At 41.4% G+C, this 19,199-nt stretch carries 21 protein-coding genes; 6 read left to right on the top strand and 15 right to left on the bottom strand.

Annotated elements, in window-relative coordinates:
• Positions 1-214 precede the first annotated feature (214 nt).
• Positions 215-784, top strand: coding sequence for a phosphorylase family protein (locus tag F994_RS12510; protein ID WP_004650867.1), 570 nt, complete (start codon positions 215-217; stop codon positions 782-784).
• Positions 785-901: 117 nt separating this feature from the next.
• Here the strand turns inward: F994_RS12510 and F994_RS12505 are convergent, their stop codons facing one another.
• The 13 genes from F994_RS12505 to ubiG form a co-directional block, all read right to left on the bottom strand.
• Positions 902-1,516: a TetR family transcriptional regulator C-terminal domain-containing protein gene (locus F994_RS12505; RefSeq protein ID WP_004650865.1), complete on the bottom strand. Its 615-nt coding sequence runs from the start codon at positions 1,514-1,516 to the stop codon at positions 902-904.
• Positions 1,517-1,881: 365 nt separating this feature from the next.
• On the bottom strand, positions 1,882-2,691 hold the full coding sequence (locus F994_RS12500; RefSeq protein WP_004650864.1) for an ABC transporter ATP-binding protein: 810 nt from the start codon (positions 2,689-2,691) through the stop codon (positions 1,882-1,884).
• Between the two features lie 10 nt (positions 2,692-2,701).
• Positions 2,702-3,517: an aliphatic sulfonate ABC transporter permease SsuC gene (ssuC, locus tag F994_RS12495; RefSeq protein ID WP_004650863.1), complete on the bottom strand. Its 816-nt coding sequence runs from the start codon at positions 3,515-3,517 to the stop codon at positions 2,702-2,704.
• On the bottom strand, positions 3,517-4,692 hold the full coding sequence (ssuD, locus tag F994_RS12490) for an FMNH2-dependent alkanesulfonate monooxygenase (protein WP_004650862.1): 1,176 nt from the start codon (positions 4,690-4,692) through the stop codon (positions 3,517-3,519). The genes ssuC and ssuD overlap by 1 nt, the downstream gene beginning before the upstream one ends.
• Positions 4,693-4,722: 30 nt before the next feature.
• The gene (locus tag F994_RS12485) at positions 4,723-5,718 is read right to left on the bottom strand and encodes an aliphatic sulfonate ABC transporter substrate-binding protein (protein WP_004650861.1); all 996 of its coding nucleotides are present in this window, start codon (positions 5,716-5,718) and stop codon (positions 4,723-4,725) included.
• 17 nt (positions 5,719-5,735) lie between these two features.
• On the bottom strand, positions 5,736-6,707 hold the full coding sequence (locus F994_RS12480) for a sulfonate ABC transporter substrate-binding protein (RefSeq protein ID WP_034697179.1): 972 nt from the start codon (positions 6,705-6,707) through the stop codon (positions 5,736-5,738).
• Between the two features lie 635 nt (positions 6,708-7,342).
• A complete protein-coding gene (argA, locus tag F994_RS12475) occupies positions 7,343-8,695 on the bottom strand; it encodes an amino-acid N-acetyltransferase (protein WP_004650859.1) in 1,353 nt (450 codons plus the stop codon).
• A 150-nt stretch (positions 8,696-8,845) separates the two neighbouring features.
• A complete protein-coding gene (locus tag F994_RS12470; RefSeq protein WP_004650858.1) occupies positions 8,846-9,214 on the bottom strand; it encodes an RcnB family protein in 369 nt (122 codons plus the stop codon).
• Between the two features lie 233 nt (positions 9,215-9,447).
• Entirely contained in the window at positions 9,448-9,840 is a 393-nt protein-coding gene (locus F994_RS12465) for an RcnB family protein (RefSeq protein ID WP_004650857.1), read from the bottom strand.
• Positions 9,841-10,137: 297 nt separating this feature from the next.
• A complete protein-coding gene (locus tag F994_RS17630) occupies positions 10,138-10,293 on the bottom strand; it encodes a hypothetical protein (protein WP_004650855.1) in 156 nt (51 codons plus the stop codon).
• Between the two features lie 482 nt (positions 10,294-10,775).
• Complete coding sequence (locus tag F994_RS12460) at positions 10,776-11,522, bottom strand: YciK family oxidoreductase (protein WP_004650854.1); 747 nt, start codon at positions 11,520-11,522, stop codon at positions 10,776-10,778.
• 34 nt (positions 11,523-11,556) lie between these two features.
• Positions 11,557-12,255 (bottom strand): HAD family hydrolase, encoded by a 699-nt coding sequence (locus F994_RS12455; RefSeq protein WP_004650853.1) that lies wholly within the window; start codon positions 12,253-12,255, stop codon positions 11,557-11,559.
• Positions 12,252-12,968: a bifunctional 2-polyprenyl-6-hydroxyphenol methylase/3-demethylubiquinol 3-O-methyltransferase UbiG gene (gene ubiG / locus F994_RS12450; RefSeq protein WP_004650852.1), complete on the bottom strand. Its 717-nt coding sequence runs from the start codon at positions 12,966-12,968 to the stop codon at positions 12,252-12,254. The genes F994_RS12455 and ubiG overlap by 4 nt, the downstream gene beginning before the upstream one ends.
• Before the next feature lie 180 nt (positions 12,969-13,148).
• Here ubiG and F994_RS12445 point away from each other — a divergent pair, with 180 nt between their 5' ends.
• Entirely contained in the window at positions 13,149-13,766 is a 618-nt protein-coding gene (locus F994_RS12445; protein WP_004650851.1) for a thiol:disulfide interchange protein DsbA/DsbL, read from the top strand.
• A 51-nt stretch (positions 13,767-13,817) separates the two neighbouring features.
• Here F994_RS12445 and F994_RS12440 read toward each other — a convergent pair whose 3' ends face one another.
• Positions 13,818-14,489 (bottom strand): TetR family transcriptional regulator, encoded by a 672-nt coding sequence (locus tag F994_RS12440; protein WP_004650850.1) that lies wholly within the window; start codon positions 14,487-14,489, stop codon positions 13,818-13,820.
• A 173-nt stretch (positions 14,490-14,662) separates the two neighbouring features.
• Here F994_RS12440 and F994_RS12435 point away from each other — a divergent pair, with 173 nt between their 5' ends.
• The 4 genes from F994_RS12435 to F994_RS12420 all read left to right on the top strand — a co-directional run bounded on the left by F994_RS12435 (position 14,663) and on the right by F994_RS12420 (position 18,281).
• Positions 14,663-15,685 (top strand): flavin reductase family protein, encoded by a 1,023-nt coding sequence (locus tag F994_RS12435; RefSeq protein ID WP_004650849.1) that lies wholly within the window; start codon positions 14,663-14,665, stop codon positions 15,683-15,685.
• Positions 15,686-15,728: 43 nt separating this feature from the next.
• Positions 15,729-16,865: a fatty acid desaturase family protein gene (locus F994_RS12430; RefSeq protein WP_171065348.1), complete on the top strand. Its 1,137-nt coding sequence runs from the start codon at positions 15,729-15,731 to the stop codon at positions 16,863-16,865.
• Positions 16,866-17,152: 287 nt separating this feature from the next.
• Positions 17,153-17,869, top strand: coding sequence for a ribonuclease PH (gene rph, locus F994_RS12425; RefSeq protein WP_004650847.1), 717 nt, complete (start codon positions 17,153-17,155; stop codon positions 17,867-17,869).
• 229 nt (positions 17,870-18,098) lie between these two features.
• Complete coding sequence (locus F994_RS12420) at positions 18,099-18,281, top strand: ABZJ_00068 family colistin stress protein (RefSeq protein ID WP_004650845.1); 183 nt, start codon at positions 18,099-18,101, stop codon at positions 18,279-18,281.
• Here the strand turns inward: F994_RS12420 and nadC are convergent.
• Entirely contained in the window at positions 18,278-19,123 is an 846-nt protein-coding gene (gene nadC, locus F994_RS12415) for a carboxylating nicotinate-nucleotide diphosphorylase (protein WP_004650844.1), read from the bottom strand. The genes F994_RS12420 and nadC overlap by 4 nt on opposite strands.
• Positions 19,124-19,199 lie beyond the last annotated feature (76 nt).

The following is a 19,199-nucleotide window of genomic DNA, read 5'->3' as shown; positions in this document are numbered from 1 at the left end:
AAGGGGGAAATAGCGGTTAAGTCTAAATTTTTTAATCCCCCTAAATCCTCCTTTTTAAAGGAGAGCTTGCTGCCGTGAATATCTTCAAGAAAATAAGTAGAAGCACAGCTCCTCAAGAAAAAACCCACTTTGAAAAAGCGGATTAAAATTTGCACCTAATTACATTTTCTTTTCTAATGAGCACACCTTTTATCTTTTTCCATGAGTACATCACATGATTTCTGATCTGGCTTTAATTATGGCATTGCCGAATGAATCGAAAGGCTTGTTTGAGCAAGCAGGTATTGATGTGCATTACAGTGGTATCGGTAAAGTTAATGCGGCATTTAAAGCCTTTGAGGTGATTCAAAAAACGGGCTGTAAAACGCTGTTAAATTTGGGCACAGCAGGCAGTTCACATTTTGATGCGCATGCTCTGGTTGAAGTCATGACTTTTGTACAACGTGATATGGATGTTTCACCACTGGGTTTTCAGGTGGGTGTAACCCCTATGGATCATGATTATCCGGCTGAAATTGCCTTAGATGTCCATTTTGGAGATTTAGCTCAAGGGATTTGTGGAACGGGAGACAGCTTTGAAACCGGTCTGCCGAAAGTGCCGTGTAACCTTGTCGATATGGAGGGTTATGCCTTGGCCAAAGTGTGTAAAAAGTTAGATGTACGCTTAATTTCGGTCAAATATATTACCGATGGTGCAAATGATACAGCACATTTAGATTGGGAAGAAAATTTATTATTGGGCGCACAAAAATTACTGGCACTTTATCAAAAGCATTTTGTTTAAAGCGAAAATCGGGTGTTTTTATTATTAAATTATTAGTAAGTCATTTATTGGGAAGTTTGGCGACCATAGAGGGGCTATGGTCGTATGCCAAAATTATCGCGGACGATAATTTAAGGTTTATGCACGAGGAATAACGCCATATAACATCATATGCACCGTATGTTGAATAATTCGTTGCTGCATACTGCGGTTACGTAAAGTTTTGCCTGTCACCATTTCCATTTGGGTGGCAAAATCCGCATAGTTTTGTGTGATGGCCCAAATATTCAGGATTAACAGCTCAGGATCAATTTCCTTGGCAATTTTTCCTTGTTCTTGCCACAAAGCAATGACTTTGGCTTTACGTTTCACCAATTTTTTTAAGGGACCTTTTAAAATAGGCAAAATATGCGGCGCACCTTGAATCACTTCCAAAGCAAACAATCGAGACGCTTTCGGTTGGGTACGAGAAACCTCAATTTTTTGCAATAAATAATTGCTGATTGCTTCTTCAGGTTCGAGGTCGGTTTCCAGCATTTGCAGTGGAGAAAGCCACTTCTGTAATACCGTGGTCAGCACTTCAACATACAGCGCTTCTTTATTTTCATAGTAATAGAAAATATTAGATTTATGCATTTCAGCAATTTGAGCAATTTCGTCTAAGCTTGCCCCATTAAAACCATAAAGGGAAAATACATCGAGTGCTGCATTCAGCAGTTGATGTCGTTTTTGAGTACTCTTTTTTTGTTCCATCGGCAATGTGAAAATAATCAAAATTGGAATCTTAAATTGTACGGCAAATCGTCAGATTTGTGCACAGGCAAAAGTTTTAATTTGATGAATATTGGTGATTTATTTTTTAGATTGGCGATTAAAGCATTCAGTTTTTGAGCAATGTAAAACTATCCTGAAAAAGACCAAATGGAATAAATTAATCAATATTTATTAAAACTTTCAATAAGATTGAATTTTTCTATTTTGCAATGTCTGGTATTTAAGCCGCTAGCTGTTGCATGAATGATTAAAATGACTCAAAAATCAGCTTACATTTAGACAACAGAATGATGAAATGAGCCCAAACTAAACCAGAGTAATGTGCTCATTTCATAGCTAAGACATTAGGTTGCCAATACGGCATTTAAAACTTGTTGCTCTAATTCGCTAAACGCATAATCTTTTTTTCGTGGTCGCACTAAATCCACTTTAAATTGTTGAGCAATATGGCCTTTATCGAGCAGGATAATGCGATCGGCCAACTGTACGGCCTCACTGACATCATGCGTGACCAAAATAGCGGTAAAACCCTGTTCACGCCATAGTTTTTCAATCAGTGCCTGCATGTCTAAACGCGTCAGTGCATCTAGTGCACCTAAAGGTTCATCGAGTAATAAAATACGCGGCTTGTGTGACAGTGCACGTGCCAACGCGGTACGCTGACGTTGTCCACCTGAAAGTTGCGAAGGCCACAATGCAGCTTTATCTTTTAGTCCGACTTTTTCTAAAAGGGTGGAGGCATTGCTTTGCTGTTCTTTGGCTAAACCGAGTTGTACATTTTGTTCAATGCTGCGCCATGGTAACAGTCGTGGGTCTTGGAACATGACTCGAATATCATCGCTGGTAATGCCTTCACGGATGTGACGAGCCGATTTAAACTTGATTTCACCATAACTTGGTTGTTCTAAATCGGCAATCAGGCGCAGTAAAGTACTTTTACCACAACCACTACGCCCGACAATGGCAAGGAATTCTCCCGGTTGAATATGCAGGTCTAAATCTTCTAAAACGCTGACTTCACCGTAAAATTTATAGAGTTGCTCAATCAAAATTTCTGCACCGACCACAGCGCTTGGATTGATGTCGCTAGTGACAGGATATTGCGGTGCCTTAGTCTCTTCAGCGACATGGCGCCCTATGCTTAAATCAGTCATGACCCATTCCTTATTTTTGGTATCCAGCATGCCAGCGCAATAGATATTTTTCTAAAGTCACGGCTAAGACATCCGCTAATTTACCCAGTAGGGCGTATAACAAAATCCCGACCAGTACCACATCTGTTTGTAGAAATTCACGTGCATTCATGGTCATGTAGCCAATGCCCGATTGAGCCGAAATGGTTTCTGCCACAATCAGCAATACCCAAACCAAACCCAGTGAAAAACGTAAGCCCACTAAAATGGACGGCATTGCACCCGGTAAAATAATGTCTTTATACAACTGCCAGCGTGTCAGTCCGTAGCTTTTACCCATTTCAATCAATTGTGGATCGACTGAACGAATCCCGTGATAGGTATTAATATAAATTGGAAAAAATACCCCAATCGCCACGAGAAATAATTTTGCTGATTCATCAATTCCAAACCATAAAATGACCAAAGGAATTAAAGCCAAGGCCGGAATGTTACGGATCATTTGCAAGGTGGTATCGAGTAGCGTCGATGCCAGTTTAGATGAGCCATTGAGTAGACCTAGCAGTAAACCCAGACCACCGCCCACCAGTAAACCCAGTAGGGCACGTCCAGCACTGACTTTGACATGTTGCCAAAGTTCGCCGCTGATCAATAGCTGCCAAAATGCAGTCACGACAGCACTCGGTGCAGGCAGAATCCGGCTGGCTAAAAGTCCAGTGCTTGACGCGATTTGCCAAATCAAGATCAGAACGATGGGGAACAACCAAGGCAGCAAACGCTGCCCAAATGCTGTTCCACGTGAAACCTTAGTTTTTACCAAAGCTTCGGCAGAAATGCTTTTGCTCATTAAGCCGGCTCCTTAGTTTTGACTGCTTTTTGGGCTTCATCGGGAACATAGTTATTCGCTACGATTTCCCCAAATGGCCCTGTTAAATTTGGTTGCGCTAATTTTTGACGTGTTTCTAATGGAAGCAGTGGGAACACTAATTCGGCAAAGCGAATGGATTCCTCTAAATGAGGATAGCCCGAGAAGATGAAGGTATCGATACCTAAATCGGCATATTCCTGAATACGTGCAGCGACAGTTTCTGGATCTCCAACCAGTGCTGTACCGGCACCACCACGGACTAAGCCGACACCCGCCCAAAGGTTAGGTGACACTTCAAGTTTAGTCCGATCGCCATTATGTAATTCAGCCATGCGACGTTGGCCCACGGAGTCCATTTGCTTGAATTTTTTCTGTGCGGCGGCAATGGTGGCATCATCGACATATTGGATCAGTTCTTCAGCTGCTGCCCATGCTTGTTGATTGGTTTCCCGTACAATCACGTGTAAGCGAATACCGTAATTTAACGTTCGGCCACGAGCTGCCGCTTTGGCACGCATGGTTTCTACTTTTTCTTTTACCGCAGCAGGCGGTTCACCCCAAGTTAAATAGGTATCGACTTGTTCCGCAGCAAGTTCAAGGGCTGCATCAGAAGAACCACCGAACCAAAGAGGTGGGTACGGCTTTTGTACAGGTGGATAAAGGAGTTTTGCATTATCGACTTGTAAGCGTTCGCCGTGGAAAGTAAAGGATTCACCTGTATGTGAACGGGTTAAAATTTCACGCCAAATTTTGGTGTATTCAGCAGCGGTTTGATAGCGTGTTGCATGGTCTTCATAGACCCCATCGCCTTTGAGTTCTTGCTCATCACCGCCTGTCACCAGATTGAGTAATACTCGACCATTCGATAGACGGTCAAAAGTTGAAGCCATACGTGCAGCCAGTGCAGGTGTTGTTACTCCCGGGCGTAATGCAACGAGAAATTTCAAATTTTTGGTGGCATCAATTAAACTTGCGGCAGTAATCCATGGATCTTCACATGAACGACCTGTTGGAATAAGTACCCCTTCATAGCCCAAGTGATCTGCCGCGACCGCAATTTGTTTCATATAGGCATGATCAACTTGGCGTGCACCTTTACTGGTTCCTAAGTAACGACTATCACCATGGGTAGGAATAAACCAAAAGATTTTCATGTCAGATTTCCTTCGTTAATTTTGAATAAATTACTGTTTGCTCGGAAGTGTCCAGACCGCGTCTTGAACGTTAATTTTTTGTGGAATCAGTTGAACTTGCTGAAATAAATCAGCGATATTTTGTTGTGTCTGGATCACTTCAGGCGTCAAGGTCTGAATTGGTGATGGTTTTAAGCGGCGATCAAAAACACGCTGTGCAATGGTTTTATTGAGACCGGTACTTTGTGCATAAATATCTAAAGCCACTGTTTGATTCTTTAAAATCCATTGGTCTGCGTTATTCAATCCACCAATAAATTGCGTTACAGCCTGAGGGTGTTCAGTAATAAATTTGGGATTGGCAATATAAAATGAATAGGTTTTTGGAAAATCTGCCGCACTGGTCAGTACTTTCGCTTTACTGTCCAGCTCCGCCGCACTTAAGTAGGGATCCCAAATAGACCATGCATCAATAGATTGCTTGTCAAATGCAGCGCGAGCATCCGCTGGCGGTAACCAGATGGGTTGAATATCTGTCCAGCTTAAACCTGCTTTTTGTAAGACCTTGGCCAGTAATTCATGCGCACTCGAACCTTTTTGTACCGCAATGCGTTTACCTTTTAAATCGGCAATGGTTTTAATGCTGCTACTTGCTGGAATCACTAAAGCTTGCGATTGTTCAGGCACCACTTCATAACCGATGTAACGTAAATCTTTATTGGCCGCTTGAGCGAAGATTGGCGGAGTATTACCGACATAGCCAAAATCGACTGCATTTACGGCCAATGCTTCAAGCATTTGCGGGCCAGCCGGGAACTCGCGCCATTCAATTTTAGCTTGAGGAAATTGCTGTTCAAATAAGGCTTGCTGACGCGCAACCAATAAATTTAAGGATGATTTTTGGTAGCCAATAGACAATGTTTTGACTGGAGTATCTGCACGGGTTGCAGATGTGTTGGCTTGTTTTTGTTCTGATTTCTGGCATGCAGCCAGTCCAAGACTGAGTGCGGTCACAGCAATTAGGCTAAAAGATTTAAGTACACCCATGATGCTCATCCTATTATTTATTTGCTGGCATGATTTAAAATGGCAGCTTGAATATTGATTTTATTGGGGATGAGTTTTTGTTGATAAAACGCATCAGCGACATATTGCTGTTCTTGAGCCACTTCCGCAGAAATGGTTTGCACACCGAACCCCATCCGTGAAATCGAGGTTTTCAGGATGTCGGAAGATAAGCCTGTAGGTTTTTCTAACAGTTTTGCCGCTTCATCTTGGTGCTTTGAAACCCATTGTGTGGTGGTGTTGAGTTCATTCACCAGCGTTTTTAGGATTTCTGGATTTTGCTCAGCAAATTTGCGATCGGCTAAATAGAATTGGTGGTTGCTGACGAGGTTCTGACCAGTGGCCAGAATACGCGCACCAATTTGATGTTCTGCTGCGGCAAAGAAGGGATCCCAAATGACCCAAGCATCGACAGCGCCACGTTCAAAGGCAGCACGTGCATCAGAAGGTGGCAGGTAAACCACTTGAATGTCTTGCAGCGTCAGTTTATTGGCTTCTAGCAGTTTTAATAATAAATAATGTACGTTTGAGCCTTTATTCAGCACAACACGTTTACCTTTTAAGTCTTGAATGCTTTTGATCGGTGAATCTTTTTGTACAATCAGTGCTTCTGCCAAAGGTGCAGCGGGTTGGTTGGCAATATAAACCAAGTTTGAGTTTGCCGCCTGAGCGAAAATAGGGGGGGCTTCACCAGCTTCACCAAAGACAACGCTACCCACATTTAAGCCTTCAAGTAATTGTGGACCGGCAGGAAATTCAACCCACTTTACGGTCACGCCTTGTTCTTTTAACGCACTTTCCAAAGAACCCTGTGCCTTAATAATCGGCAATAAACCATATTTTTGAAAACCAATATTTAAGGTCACCGTTTCAGCCGGTTTTTTGCCACAACCTGACAGCATCATTGCACCGGCAATTACTGAAGAAAGAACCAGAAATTTCGCTAAAAAAGGTGCTTGAATGACGCTCATGACAGGGTGCTCCGCAACAGGAAGTGTTGAATATTGCACACAGGCTAAAGTCTTTTCTTTTTCGAAAAAAATAAAAAAATAGGGATTGATCATGAATAAAAAAGATAAATAAAAAACAGCAAAGCTTTGCTTAAAAAATGATTTATAGGGTCAATAAAATACGCGGATTTATTTTTTAAAATATTGATTTTTATTGTATTTTATTTTGGATGCGACATGACCATAAGCTTATGAAAAAAGAGCATAAGTTAAATGCGCCAGATTCAGCCAAATGCGAGATAAAGTTATCAAAAATAAAGATATCGCAAAAATAAAAAAAGCCACCTTAAAGTTAATCAGTTAATGGGTTTTACAGTTAACTCCTTAGCTTTTTAGTTATTCACGACGGAGTCTTATCGTTTTAAATCAAATTTTTGCAGCTCATTTGTTCTTTTGTTTTGCCAAAAGAACCAAAAGCATTTGTCATCCGCAAAACTCGTCAAATACCTTTTATTGATCAATTAATCGCAGAAACCTTAATTTTTCAAAGTAATTTTGCCTCGAACAGTTGCGGATGACGTTTCCGTGTATCGAATAACATCATGAATTTAAAAAATAAAATTAAAAATTAATTTCTTAACTGACTAACATTAATCTTAAAGTGACTTTTTGAAGACCAATGAATTACGTTGATAGTTATATAGGGCCTGACGTGTATTCGGCAGATCATCGACACTGGCTGGCTCAAAGCCATGTTCTACAAACCAATGCGCGGTACGTGTGGTCAGTACAAACAGTTGCTGAATGCCTAAACCTTTCGCCTTATCTTCTAAATAATGCAGAATTTGGCTGCCCCGATTGGATTTTCGATAGCTTGGATCGACCGCGACACAGGCAATTTCAGCCGACTGAATTTCATTGGCCGCCGTAGGAATAGGATAAAGCGCTGCACAGGCTAAAATCATGCCATCCCGTTCAATCACTGCAAATTGCTCAATTTCACTTTCGAGTCGTTCACGTGAGCGATAAACCAAAATTCCTTCAGCTTCGAGTGGACGCAGTAAATTCATCAAGCCACCAACATCTTGAATAGTGGCGGTGCGAACTTCTTCATAATGTGCATCGGTCATCATGGTGCCTGAACCATCGCGGGTGAAAAGTTCTTCCAGTAATGCGCCATCATAAGTATAGGAAATCAGATGAACGCGATTGACCCCTTGAAGGGAGGCATTTTTTGCCCCACGCAGCTGCAAGGCAATATCGGGATTGGAGTCTTGGTATTGCAAGATATGCTGATCGAGCTGATGGGGCGGAATTTCACGTTGTAATTGCCCTAATTCATTGACCAAACCTTGTTGTTTACCCAAGAAAATTAGTTTATCTGCTTTCAGTAATATCGCTGTATTGGTGGCCACTTCTTCTGCGACCAAGTTAAACACTTCACCTGTGTTGGAATAACCTGTTGGGCCGAGCAAGACAATATTATGATTTTTAAGATGGCGTTGAATCGCGTGGGTATCTACAGTGCGTAGTTCACCGGTCAATTGAAAATCAATGCCATCACGAATGCCATAGGGTTTTGCGGTGACAAAATTGCCTGAGATCACATCAATCCGTGCGCCGTACATAGGTGAATTGGCCAGCCCCATCGACAGTAAGGCTTCAATTTGCAAGCGAATAGAGCCGACTGCATTCATCACACAACTTAAAGATTCGCGTGTGGTAATGCGGCGGTGATGATGAAATGGCGTTTCAATACCGCTGGCTTTTAAATTTTGATTGATTTGCGAACGTGCACCATGCACTAAAATCAGGTGAATGCCTAAAGAATGCAGCAGGGCAATGTCATGAATAATATGTTGGAAATTTTCATGTTGTACCGCTTCACCATCAAACATAATGACAAAGGTTTTATTCCGGTGTGCATTGATATAAGGCGCAGAATGTCGAAACCAATGCACATATTGCAAAGTTGTGCTTTGTGATGTTTCAGAGGAATTCGCGTGCATACCTATCTCAAATGAAGAATAAAATCCTATGCATGATTCTAATCAAAAAAAAGCGGAGCGGAACAATAAAATAAAAAAAACACCTTAACTGGCGTTAAAGTGTTTTTAATAGGGGGCAAATTTAAATAACAAGTGTCAAAAATAAATGCCTTAGTTTTGAATGCGGATAATGCGATTGTTTCGTTCATTTACCAACACATAGTCACCATTTACTTTATACCATTGTTGATAACGACCTGTTTTAGCTAAGCGACGTGCTTCACGGTCACTAACTTGAAAACGTGAGCTGCTATATTGACGCGGTAGCGTTTGACCCACACGCCAGTCACGGCTTGGGTTGACACGGTGATTGTCATAACGATCGTGGTCATAATGGTTGTTGTTATTGTTCCAACGATTGTCTTGAGTATGGTTGTTATAGCGTTGCTGATCGTCATAACGATGATCAGATGCTGCCATTGCAGACGTTGCCATTAATGCAGATAAAGACAGTGCAATTGTAGTGATGATTTTTTTCATTTCTTTCACCTTATTTCAAATAGAATGTTTATTTCGATAAAGCCAAAATAACGAAAAAGTCGAGATAAAAGATGAGAGCTGTATAGTTGAATTGTGAAATTCATGGAGAAAAAAAGAAGATTGTAAAATGCTGTAAAACCTACAGAGCAAGGCTTAGCGCTAAAATAAACAAAATAAAAGACATAAAAAAAGCCCAAACTTGAGTTTGAGCTGAGTGTATTGAAAATTGGAGCTTAGAAGCCTTGAATACGCACAATATTATTACTATCCGTATCGACTAAAATATAGTCATTATTAATTTTGTACCACTGTTGATTACGTGACGGTTTGGGTAAGTCATGCTCTTTATAATCGACTTTATAACCATTACCACGATAATGCTGTGGCATCACATAACCGGTTTGCCATTTATGCTGCTGTAGCCGTTTTACGCCACGTTCTTCGCGTACCCGACGTTTATCTTGCATACGGTCATCGTCGTCATCATTGTCACGAAAGTCGCGACCTTTAGACTGATGACGTGGTTGATCCCAATCACGGTCGTTATCGTGAGGTGCAGCAGTGGTTACACTGTTTGCCATCAATGCACTGAAAGAAATTGCCAAAATTGTCAAAATCTTTTTCATGTTGAACCCTCATAAAAAAAGTATTAATTTCACTGACACTAATGTACGAAATAATTGCAGAGAAACTGTGAAGATCAATCACTCATTTCTTAAAAAATGCAGAGACAATCAGGAGATTCTGCATCCATAGTGCATGATTTAAAAATTTTAAGCCATGTTATTGTCCGTATTAAAGACTATAAAAACAGGATATTGATTAAAAAAATCTATCCAATTTGGGCTATTCATTTTATGGCTTCAAATGGTTGCTGTCAAAATATGGTAACGCTCTATTGCAACGGTTCTATCCAGCCTGTTTTAGTTCCATTGTTCTGCTAAGTCTTGTAAGCAGAGGATGGCTTCAGCAATACTTTCTGCTTGTTTGGCATCATTGAGCCCAATAATTAAGGCCGTTGAAAGTTGTAAGTTTTCAATCGAGCGAATGGTGTCCATTTTACGTTTTGGGTCAGCCATTTTAGATTCCTCAAATGTGGTGTTTTACGATGAGGATCAGCATAGCTAGAGGGGTTTAATTTGCAAAACCGTATATTTTTATAAAATTGATTTAAAAATACGATTTAAAGGCGTATTTATGTAATAGATAGCGGAATACTTTAAAAATTAGCCATAAAAAAGGAAGCAGTTTCTGCTTCCTTTTTAGTTTTAAAGATTAATAGATAACTTGCATAAATCAAAAAACTTTCAATATCCGATTCTTTAAAATCAGCACTGCCTCATTTGATTGATTCAATTTTTATGCCTTCGCGTAGGCATTATCTCTACTTTTGAAAGGTCAAAAGTAGGCAAAAACCTTTTGCTTCCCATACACGACATCCCTGTCGTGATGGGAAACCTGTGGCATCCATGCCACACTCATGAATCTAATACCTGCTAAAAAAATTTAATTTTGGCTTTACGAACCATTCGTATTAATCAAAAATGACTTATGAAGAAGTCTAATCCTGTGCATCAATACTTTCACCATTCATTTCTAAGCTGTCTTCACCCATTAAATATAGGTAAGCCGGCATAATCATTTCAGGTGTAGCTAAGGTTTTAGGGTCTTCATCTGGATAGGCTTTAGCACGCATAGCTGTACGGGTCGCCCCGGGATTAATACAGTTGAAACGCACATTGGGATAGACATTTTCTTTGGCAAAGATCTGGTTGACTGCTTCAATGGCAATTTTGGATACCGAGTATGCACCCCAACGCTCACGTGCTTCGCGACCAACGCCTGAACTGGCAAATACCACCGAGGCATGATCTGATTTGTTAAGTAGCGGTAACAGTTCTTGGGTCAAAATAAAAGGTGCGCGTAGATTCACCGCCATCACATCATCCCAAACATCAATTGGGTAATGGGCGAGTTCTGTGCGTTCGCCCAGAATACCGGCATTATGCAAAATGCCGTCTAGGCGACCAAATTGTTTTTCTAAAGTATCGACCAGTAATTCATAATCTCGAGGAGAGGCACTGGAGAGTTGCAAAGGTAGAATAGCCGGTTGTGGTGCACCTAAACTTTCAATTTCATCATAAATGACTTCAAGTTTATTTAAGGCACGTCCATGCAGTACCACTGTTGCACCATGTAGTGCATAGCTGAGTGCTGCTGCACGACCAATACCATCGCCCGCACCTGTAATCAGGATAATGCGATCTTTTAACAGATCGGGGCGAGGTTGATATTCTGAATATTTCATTGCAGACCTCCTCGTTTATTGTATTTTTAGGTGTTTATGAAGTTAGAGAATGATGCTGTTGCTTGGGCGTGACCAATTGATGAATCACTTGTTGTAATTCAGCAACAGTGTTTACTATACAATCCGCTTGCCATGCTGTTAAGTCATCTTTGTGCTGCAATGGTAAATAACCATAAGCCGCTAAGATGGTGTACATATGGGCATGACGACCGGCATCGATATCACGTGGATGGTCACCGACATAAATACAATCTTCTGGCTGAATCTGAATGTGTTTGGCGGCCAGATACATCGGTTCAGGATCGGGTTTGGTTTTGCTGACATCTTCTGGACAGACCAAAACCGCACAGCGATCGGTCAAATTCAGCGCTTTAAGTAAGGCTTCACTTAACCAGCGTGGCTTATTGGTGACAATACCCCACGGAATATTTTGGCTTTCTAATGCTTCCAGCAGTGGATACATGCCGTCAAACAGGTCGGTTTCTACCGCAATATCATCGCCATAGACATCTAAAAAACGTTGTCGATGGGCGAGAAAAACCGGATCTTCAACATCCAATTCTGGGTAAACCAACTTCACCATGGCGCGTGCACCTTCCGACACTTGGGTGCGAATCAGATCCGCAGCCACCACGTCACATTGTTTATCACGGCACATGTCTTGAATAATGCGAATAAAGTCAGCAGCCGTGTCAATCAGTGTGCCATCTAGGTCAAACAGAACCGCTTTCATTCGGCACCTGCTTTGACGGTATAAACCATGTAGTTTACGTCAACATTCGGGGCTAACCAATAACGCTTCGTGAGCGGATTAAAATGTAATCCAGTCATGTCTTTGAGGGTTAAACCGGCATTACGAATATCATGTGCCAGTTCAGACGGCTTAATAAATTTATGATAATCGTGAGTGCCTTTTGCCAACATGCGTAATACATATTCGGCACCAATAATGGCGAATAAATACGATTTGGGATTACGGTTAATGGTTGAAAAGAACACATGGCCACCCGGTTTGACCAGTGTTTGGCAAGCTTGAATAATCGATGCAGGATCGGGTACATGCTCCAGCATTTCCATGCACGTTACCACGTCATATTGTCCCGCTTGTTGTTGGGCTAATTCTTCTACCGGAACTTGACGATATTCAATATTGCTCACACCTTCTTGTTCGGCATGGATCCGCGCTACATTTAACGGAGCTACACCCATGTCGATACCTAAAACCTGAGCGCCACGACGCGCCATACTTTCAGATAAAATACCGCCCCCACAGCCAACATCTAGCACTTTTTTACCCGCGATACCACCTGAATGTTCATCAATCCAATTTAAGCGTAAAGGGTTAATTTGATGCAGTGGACGGAACTCAGAATGCTGATCCCACCATATGGCTGCGAATGCTTCAAATTTGGCAATTTCTTGTGGATCAACATTCAATTGCGACATCGGTGTCACCTCAATCAAGTCGTTATAATTTAAAAAATCTCATCTGCATTAGTGTAGCGTTAATTCTAAAAAAAGCGATAAAAGCTGTAAAAAAGTTCACAGAATGAAAACGAATTCGGAATAATTGATTTATAGTGATCGTATAAACTCATCATAATGATTTAGAGGACAATAAGGTTAATGAAACAATTCCTTTTCAGTAGTGTTGCTACTGCTATTTTTGCCTTTTCAGGCACGGCAATGGCTGCCAATTTTGTCGCGGGTAAAGATTACACCGTGGTTGCCAATCCGGGTAAAGTTCAAGTTCCGGGGAAAATTGAAGTCCGTGAATTTTTTTGGTATGGCTGTCCGCACTGCTTTAAATTAGAACCACATATGCAGACTTGGCTCAGAAATATTCCAAAAGATGTCAACTTTATCCGTACGCCAGCGTCAATGAACCCGTTATGGGAGCAAGGCGCACGTGGTTATTATGTTTCAGAAGCTTTAGGCATCCGTAAAAAAACCCATCTTCCGCTGTTCCATGCGATTCATGAGGGTGGTCAACAAATTTTCGATCAAAAATCACAAGCCAAATTTTTTGTGAAATATGGTGTACCTGAAGCCAAATTTAACAGCATGTTTAATTCATTTGCCATTACTTCAAAAGTGGCTCAGTCGAATCAATTGGCACAGCAATACCAACTGACGGGCGTTCCGGCAGTGGTGGTGAATGGTAAATATGTGGTGCAAGGTGAAGACGGTAAAGTAACGCAAGTGGTGAGCTACTTGGTGGAAAAAGAACGTAAAGCAAAATAATTTTTTTGTAAAAAAGCCCGCAATCATTGCGGGTTTTTTATGTCTAATCGTTCAGTGGCTAGATGGCTCCGCTGCTGTGGTTTGTGTCATATCCCAATTCGAAATACCCCGAAAAATTAGGTGCACTTGGGTAATGGTCTGTAGCTTGAATTGTTTTTGTTGTTCTAGGCGTGCTTGGTCTTGAAATTGACGACTCATGTTCATCCACGTCATGGCCCAAGTAAAGGATAAATTGATTAAAATATTGGCAAGGACTTGTAAGTCTTGTGCATTGCGAATGTGTTTGACGGTTTCCATTTGCGCTAAATCATTGGCCAAATCTTCAATTAAAAAATTAATTTCACGTGCAATGGCATGTCGAATCACTTCAGAGCCTCCCCAACGTTCTGCAATCAAAAACACCCAAGGTTCAGGATTATGCTCAACGGCTTGGAAAAACAGATCTAAGCTAATTTTTGTTTTGGTATTGGGTTGATAAATATAGGCTTGTCCCAGTTGATGCAAAATGCCTTTTAAATGCAGCGCAACTTGATCTACCAGCTCTAGCCCAAGCTCATTCATGTCTTGAAAATGACGATAAAAAGCCGTCGGGACTAAACCAACATGGCGTGCGATTTCACGCAAACTAATACTACTAAAAGAACGTCCAGACGTGCTTAAAGCAAGTGCAGCATCCAAAAGTGCTTGGCGGCTTTGTTGTTTGCGCTCATCCCGTATCGACATTCGACTACCCTAAAAAGATCCTGAGCGAAGTCTATCAAAAAAACACAGATTAAACGACGAATGTCAGTGAACAGGTGTTGACTGAATGAAAAAATAATTATAGTGTACAAGTGTTCACTATAAGAACATCTGTTCACTCAAATAAATAACCAGCAATAAAAGAGGAACGTCATATGAGTCATGTGATGCAGTATCAGCCGCAATGGATCCGAGAAGATTTCGTCGATTTTATTGCTGAAAAAATAAATCCACTGTGGGCGTGGAAAAAAGTGAAAGCCACGATTGTCGATATTCAAGCCATCGCGACAGATTTTTATCAAATTCAGCTGCAACCGAATCATAACTTTCAGACCAAGGCTTTTTGTGCAGGGCAAAGTATTTTAGTGACCGTAGTGATTGCAGGTGTGCGTCAGCAACGGCATTACTCGATTGTGAAAATAACCGAAACAGGCAACATCATCATTGCAGTGAAACGTCAGGGTAAAGTATCGAATGCATTAAGCCATTTGAGCAGCGGCAGTGTGGTGGAAATTTCGCAGGCTCAAGGGGATTTCAATTTAAACCCATCACAAAATTCTATTTTATTGTTGGCTTCAGGCAGCGGCATCACCGCAATTTATGCACTGCTACAACAGGCACTCACGCAAAAAATCAGCCAGATTGACCTGATTTATTTTAGCCGTGATGAGGCTTTTCATGCCGAACTGTTGCAACTGGCAGAGCAGTATCCACAGTTGCACTATCATTATTTTAATACCGTGGCACAGCAGCAACATTTAACGTTGCAACTGCTGGAACGTACGGTGGCAGATTTTGGGCAACGCCTAAGTTATGCCTGTGGTGCTGCGGGCATGATGCAAAGCCTGAATCAAATTTATCAACAGTTGGGCATTGCTCAGCAGTTGAAACAAGAATATTTCCAAGTACTGGTCGATGAAAGCGCATCGGTACAACCAGTGGTATTTTTACGGGCGCAACAACAGTTTGAGGCCAATAGCAATTTACTGGACAGTGCTGAACAGGCCGGTTTAAGACCTGCGCATGGGTGCCGTATGGGCATTTGTAATACCTGTACCTGTACCAAAGTCAGTGGTTCAACCAAAAACTTATTAACCGGTGAAATTGACCACGATAGCAATACCCAAATTAAATTGTGTATTAGCCAAGCGGTGAGTCCGGTGGTGATTAATCTTTAACAATATATTGTGCTTATTTTGGCTGAGGAGAAAAACAATGAATATGTCAGTTAAATTTACAGAAACGAGTAAATCGAAACATCTGAGTGCTGAACAAATGGCAGCATTTGGTCAACAAGTTGATGCCATCCGCCGTGAAATTATGGACAGCGTTGGTGAGCAAGATGCCCAATACATTTATAAAATTCGTAATTTTGTACGCTATAGTGAAATCGCATCACGTGGCATGTTGATGTTCGGGGGCTGGATTCCACCGATTTGGTTGTTGGGTACCGGTTTATTGGGTATTTCTAAAATTGTGGAAAATATGGAGTTGGGGCATAACGTGATGCATGGTCAATTCGACTGGCTCAATGACCCCAGCTTAAATGGTGCCAATTATGATTGGGATACCATGGCCACAGGCGATGATTGGAAACATACGCATAATTATATCCACCATACCTATACCAATATTGTCGGCAAAGACCACGACGTTGGCTATGGTTTGCTGCGTGTCAGTGAGTCGCAAAAATGGGAACCGCGCTTTTTATTCAATCTTCCTTTGGCCATTCAATTGATGGTGTTTTTTGAATGGTATGTCGGCTTGCAAAATTTGCATATCGAAGATGTCGTGGCTTATAAAACCAAAACATGGAAAGAGGTCTGGAAAGATTCAGCGAAATTCCGCAAGAAAGCAGTACGTCAGGTCGCCAAAGATTATGTGTTTTTCCCGTTGATTGCAGGACCCAATGCGATTCCTGTGTTTGCGGGCAATGCTGTCGCCAATGTGATTCGTAGCTTATGGGCATCGGCGGTGATTTTTAATGGTCATTTCACTGAAGATGCAGAAACTTTTGAAGTAGACAATACCGAAAATGAAACGCGTGCAGAGTGGTATTTACGCCAAATTCGTGGTTCAAGTAATTTCAGCGGAACCGAATGGTTGCATATTTTAAGTGGCAACTTAAGTCATCAAATTGAACACCATTTATTTCCAGACATGCCCGCCAATCGTTATGCAGAAGCGGCACCTAAAATCCGTGCCTTATGTGCAGAATATGGCATTCATTATAATGAAGCCAGTTTCATGAAACAGTTTGGCAGTGTCTGGGTCAGTTTAGCCAAATGTTCATTGCCAAATCACTGGTCATCTAGCTTGACGCAGTCTATGCAAAAGGTAAAAGGGCTGTTTGCCTGATTGAATGGCGTCGATGCTGAGCGATTGCCTAAATGTAGTCTGGTAGTCAGAGTTTTGGTATAGGCATAAGATAATTTTGATCGCACAATCTGATTAAACCGCTGTGTTGTGCCAAGGAGCATCTTTGTTCCTTGGCACAATGTCTTCCTATTCCTTTGTCGTGGATTCAATCTTTATGGTGTTGCTTAGAGGATGATATGCAAAAACCATCAAGTTGTAGCAAAATCATCTGATCTGCTTCTGTTATACTAAGCCGCAATGAATTTTAGCCCCAATAAGGACCCATTATGCGTATCGACCAACGTACATTAGATCAATTACGTGATGTAAAAATTACCCGTAACTATACGCGTTATGCGGAAGGTTCAGTATTGATTGAATTTGGTCATACTAAAGTTCTTTGTACCGCCAGTATTGATAATTCAGTGCCACGTTTCCTTAAAGGTAAGGGACAGGGTTGGGTGACAGCAGAATACGGCATGTTGCCACGTTCGACCCATACGCGTAGCGACCGTGAAGCGGCGCGTGGTAAACAAAGTGGTCGTACGCAAGAAATCCAGCGTTTAATTGGTCGTAGCTTACGTGCCATGGTTGATTTGAAAAAACTGGGTGAAAATACCATTACCATTGACTGTGATGTGATTCAAGCCGATGGCGGTACACGTACCGCAGCTATTACCGGTGCAGCAGTGGCATTAATTGATGCCATGAATGTTCTGCTTGAAAAGAAAAAAATTAAACAAGATCCTTTAAAAGGCTTGGTTGCTGCCATTTCTGTCGGCATGTACCAAGACCAAGCATTATTGGATCTTTGCTATGAAGAAGACTCAAGTTGTCAAACTGACTTAAACGTGGTGATGACCCAAGCGGGTGAGTTTATTGAATTCCAAGGTACTGCCGAAGAAAAACCATTTACTCGTGCACAGTGCAACGAAATGCTTGAATTGGCTGAAAAAGGCATTCAAGAGTTAATTAAAAAACAACAAGAAGCTTTAGGCTGGTAAGTTGTTGAGTTCTAAAATGCACCATGAGGTGTGTTTTAGATGAAGAACAAAACCCCATCACAGTGTTCTGGATGGGGTTTTGTTTGCTCTACGGCTTCTTTAAAAAATTTGAAAATAAAAACAGTCAGATACAAAAAGGGTGCAATTGCTGCACCCTTTTAAACATTTGCTTAAGATGACCTTCATATTTGCTGTTTAGACTAAGCTTTTTACTTTTAAGGGGTCTTAGATGTTGAATATCTTGATCATTGTTATTTCTATGGTGACGCTCGCACTGATGACCAGTGATCCAAGAGCATCTGCACAAAAGACCGAGCAATCCGCTTGGCAACAACCATCGACGGACATTCAAGATTTAGCTACTAGAGCAGAATTAGCCTCTCAAGCAAAAAATAAGACCGAGCAAACTTAAGCATTAAACCGCATGGATAAATCGACCGCTGTTACGTCTTTGGTCAAAACACCCATCGAAATATAATCGACCCCTGAGGTTGCCACTTCACGTAAATTTTCAATGGTAATGTTACCTGAAGCTTCTAATTTACAACGACCAGCCACGTGTTGCACTGCATCAATCATTTGTTGCTGACTAAAATTATCCAGCATCACAATATCGGCATGCGCTTCTAAAGCTTGGTTTAGTTCGTCCCACGTTTCCACTTCCACTTCAACGGGTTTGCCCGGAGCAATCTGACGCGCTTTGGCAATCGCTTGTGCAATACCACCTGCCGCCATAATGTGGTTTTCTTTAATTAAAAAAGCATCAAATAAACCTAAACGATGGTTTTGTCCACCCCCAATCGCCACGGCATATTTCTGTGCAATACGTAAGCCCGGCAGAGTTTTACGGGTATCTAATAATTTAGTGTTTAAACCATCAAGTTGTTTGACATATTCAGCTGTTTTTGTCGCAACTGCTGATAGCGTTTGCACAAAGTTCAGTGCAGGACGTTCAACCGTCAGTAAGCTGCGTGCCGAACCGGCTAATTTTAAAAAAGCTTCATTGGCTTGAACACGGTCGCCATCATTTTTAAGCCATGTGACTTGTACATTGGCATCATAGGCTTGAATTAACGCATTCACCCACGGTTGCCCAGCCAATACCATTTCTTCACGGCTAATAATGGTCGCTGTGGCTTGCTCATCTTCAGGAGTTAATAAAGCGGTGAGATCACCTTCACCAATATCTTCTTGTAAGGTGTGTTGAATATTGATTTGAATCGATTGTTCAAGCAGCGATGGAGAGATGCTCATAAGTATTTCCGTATCTTTTTTAACCCATGAAAATTGCGCGTTATATTAGCATTGTTCATTTAAAAGAAATGTTTTT

It is taken from the genome of Acinetobacter bohemicus ANC 3994 (assembly GCF_000367925.1).
Lineage (GTDB): Bacteria > Pseudomonadota > Gammaproteobacteria > Pseudomonadales > Moraxellaceae > Acinetobacter > Acinetobacter bohemicus.
The sequence above is the reverse complement of the archived record's forward strand: the minus strand, read 5'-3'. Positions and strand labels throughout refer to the sequence as shown.

Excerpts from the sequence above, each read along its gene's own strand:
- F994_RS12510 (WP_004650867.1), top strand. The coding sequence starts at position 215 with ATGATTTCTGATCTGGCTTTAATTATGGCATTGCCGAATGAATCGAAA.
- F994_RS12505 (WP_004650865.1), bottom strand. The coding sequence starts at position 1,516 with ATGGAACAAAAAAAGAGTACTCAAAAACGACATCAACTGCTGAATGCA.
- F994_RS12500 (WP_004650864.1), bottom strand. The coding sequence starts at position 2,691 with ATGACTGATTTAAGCATAGGGCGCCATGTCGCTGAAGAGACTAAGGCA.
- ssuC (WP_004650863.1), bottom strand. The coding sequence starts at position 3,517 with ATGAGCAAAAGCATTTCTGCCGAAGCTTTGGTAAAAACTAAGGTTTCA.
- ssuD (WP_004650862.1), bottom strand. The coding sequence starts at position 4,692 with ATGAAAATCTTTTGGTTTATTCCTACCCATGGTGATAGTCGTTACTTA.
- F994_RS12485 (WP_004650861.1), bottom strand. The coding sequence starts at position 5,718 with ATGGGTGTACTTAAATCTTTTAGCCTAATTGCTGTGACCGCACTCAGT.
- F994_RS12480 (WP_034697179.1), bottom strand. The coding sequence starts at position 6,707 with ATGAGCGTCATTCAAGCACCTTTTTTAGCGAAATTTCTGGTTCTTTCT.
- argA (WP_004650859.1), bottom strand. The coding sequence starts at position 8,695 with ATGCACGCGAATTCCTCTGAAACATCACAAAGCACAACTTTGCAATAT.
- F994_RS12470 (WP_004650858.1), bottom strand. The coding sequence starts at position 9,214 with ATGAAAAAAATCATCACTACAATTGCACTGTCTTTATCTGCATTAATG.
- F994_RS12465 (WP_004650857.1), bottom strand. The coding sequence starts at position 9,840 with ATGAAAAAGATTTTGACAATTTTGGCAATTTCTTTCAGTGCATTGATG.
- F994_RS17630 (WP_004650855.1), bottom strand. The coding sequence starts at position 10,293 with ATGGCTGACCCAAAACGTAAAATGGACACCATTCGCTCGATTGAAAAC.
- F994_RS12460 (WP_004650854.1), bottom strand. The coding sequence starts at position 11,522 with ATGAAATATTCAGAATATCAACCTCGCCCCGATCTGTTAAAAGATCGC.
- F994_RS12455 (WP_004650853.1), bottom strand. The coding sequence starts at position 12,255 with ATGAAAGCGGTTCTGTTTGACCTAGATGGCACACTGATTGACACGGCT.
- ubiG (WP_004650852.1), bottom strand. The coding sequence starts at position 12,968 with ATGTCGCAATTGAATGTTGATCCACAAGAAATTGCCAAATTTGAAGCA.
- F994_RS12445 (WP_004650851.1), top strand. The coding sequence starts at position 13,149 with ATGAAACAATTCCTTTTCAGTAGTGTTGCTACTGCTATTTTTGCCTTT.
- F994_RS12440 (WP_004650850.1), bottom strand. The coding sequence starts at position 14,489 with ATGTCGATACGGGATGAGCGCAAACAACAAAGCCGCCAAGCACTTTTG.
- F994_RS12435 (WP_004650849.1), top strand. The coding sequence starts at position 14,663 with ATGAGTCATGTGATGCAGTATCAGCCGCAATGGATCCGAGAAGATTTC.
- F994_RS12430 (WP_171065348.1), top strand. The coding sequence starts at position 15,729 with ATGTCAGTTAAATTTACAGAAACGAGTAAATCGAAACATCTGAGTGCT.
- rph (WP_004650847.1), top strand. The coding sequence starts at position 17,153 with ATGCGTATCGACCAACGTACATTAGATCAATTACGTGATGTAAAAATT.
- F994_RS12420 (WP_004650845.1), top strand. The coding sequence starts at position 18,099 with ATGTTGAATATCTTGATCATTGTTATTTCTATGGTGACGCTCGCACTG.
- nadC (WP_004650844.1), bottom strand. The coding sequence starts at position 19,123 with ATGAGCATCTCTCCATCGCTGCTTGAACAATCGATTCAAATCAATATT.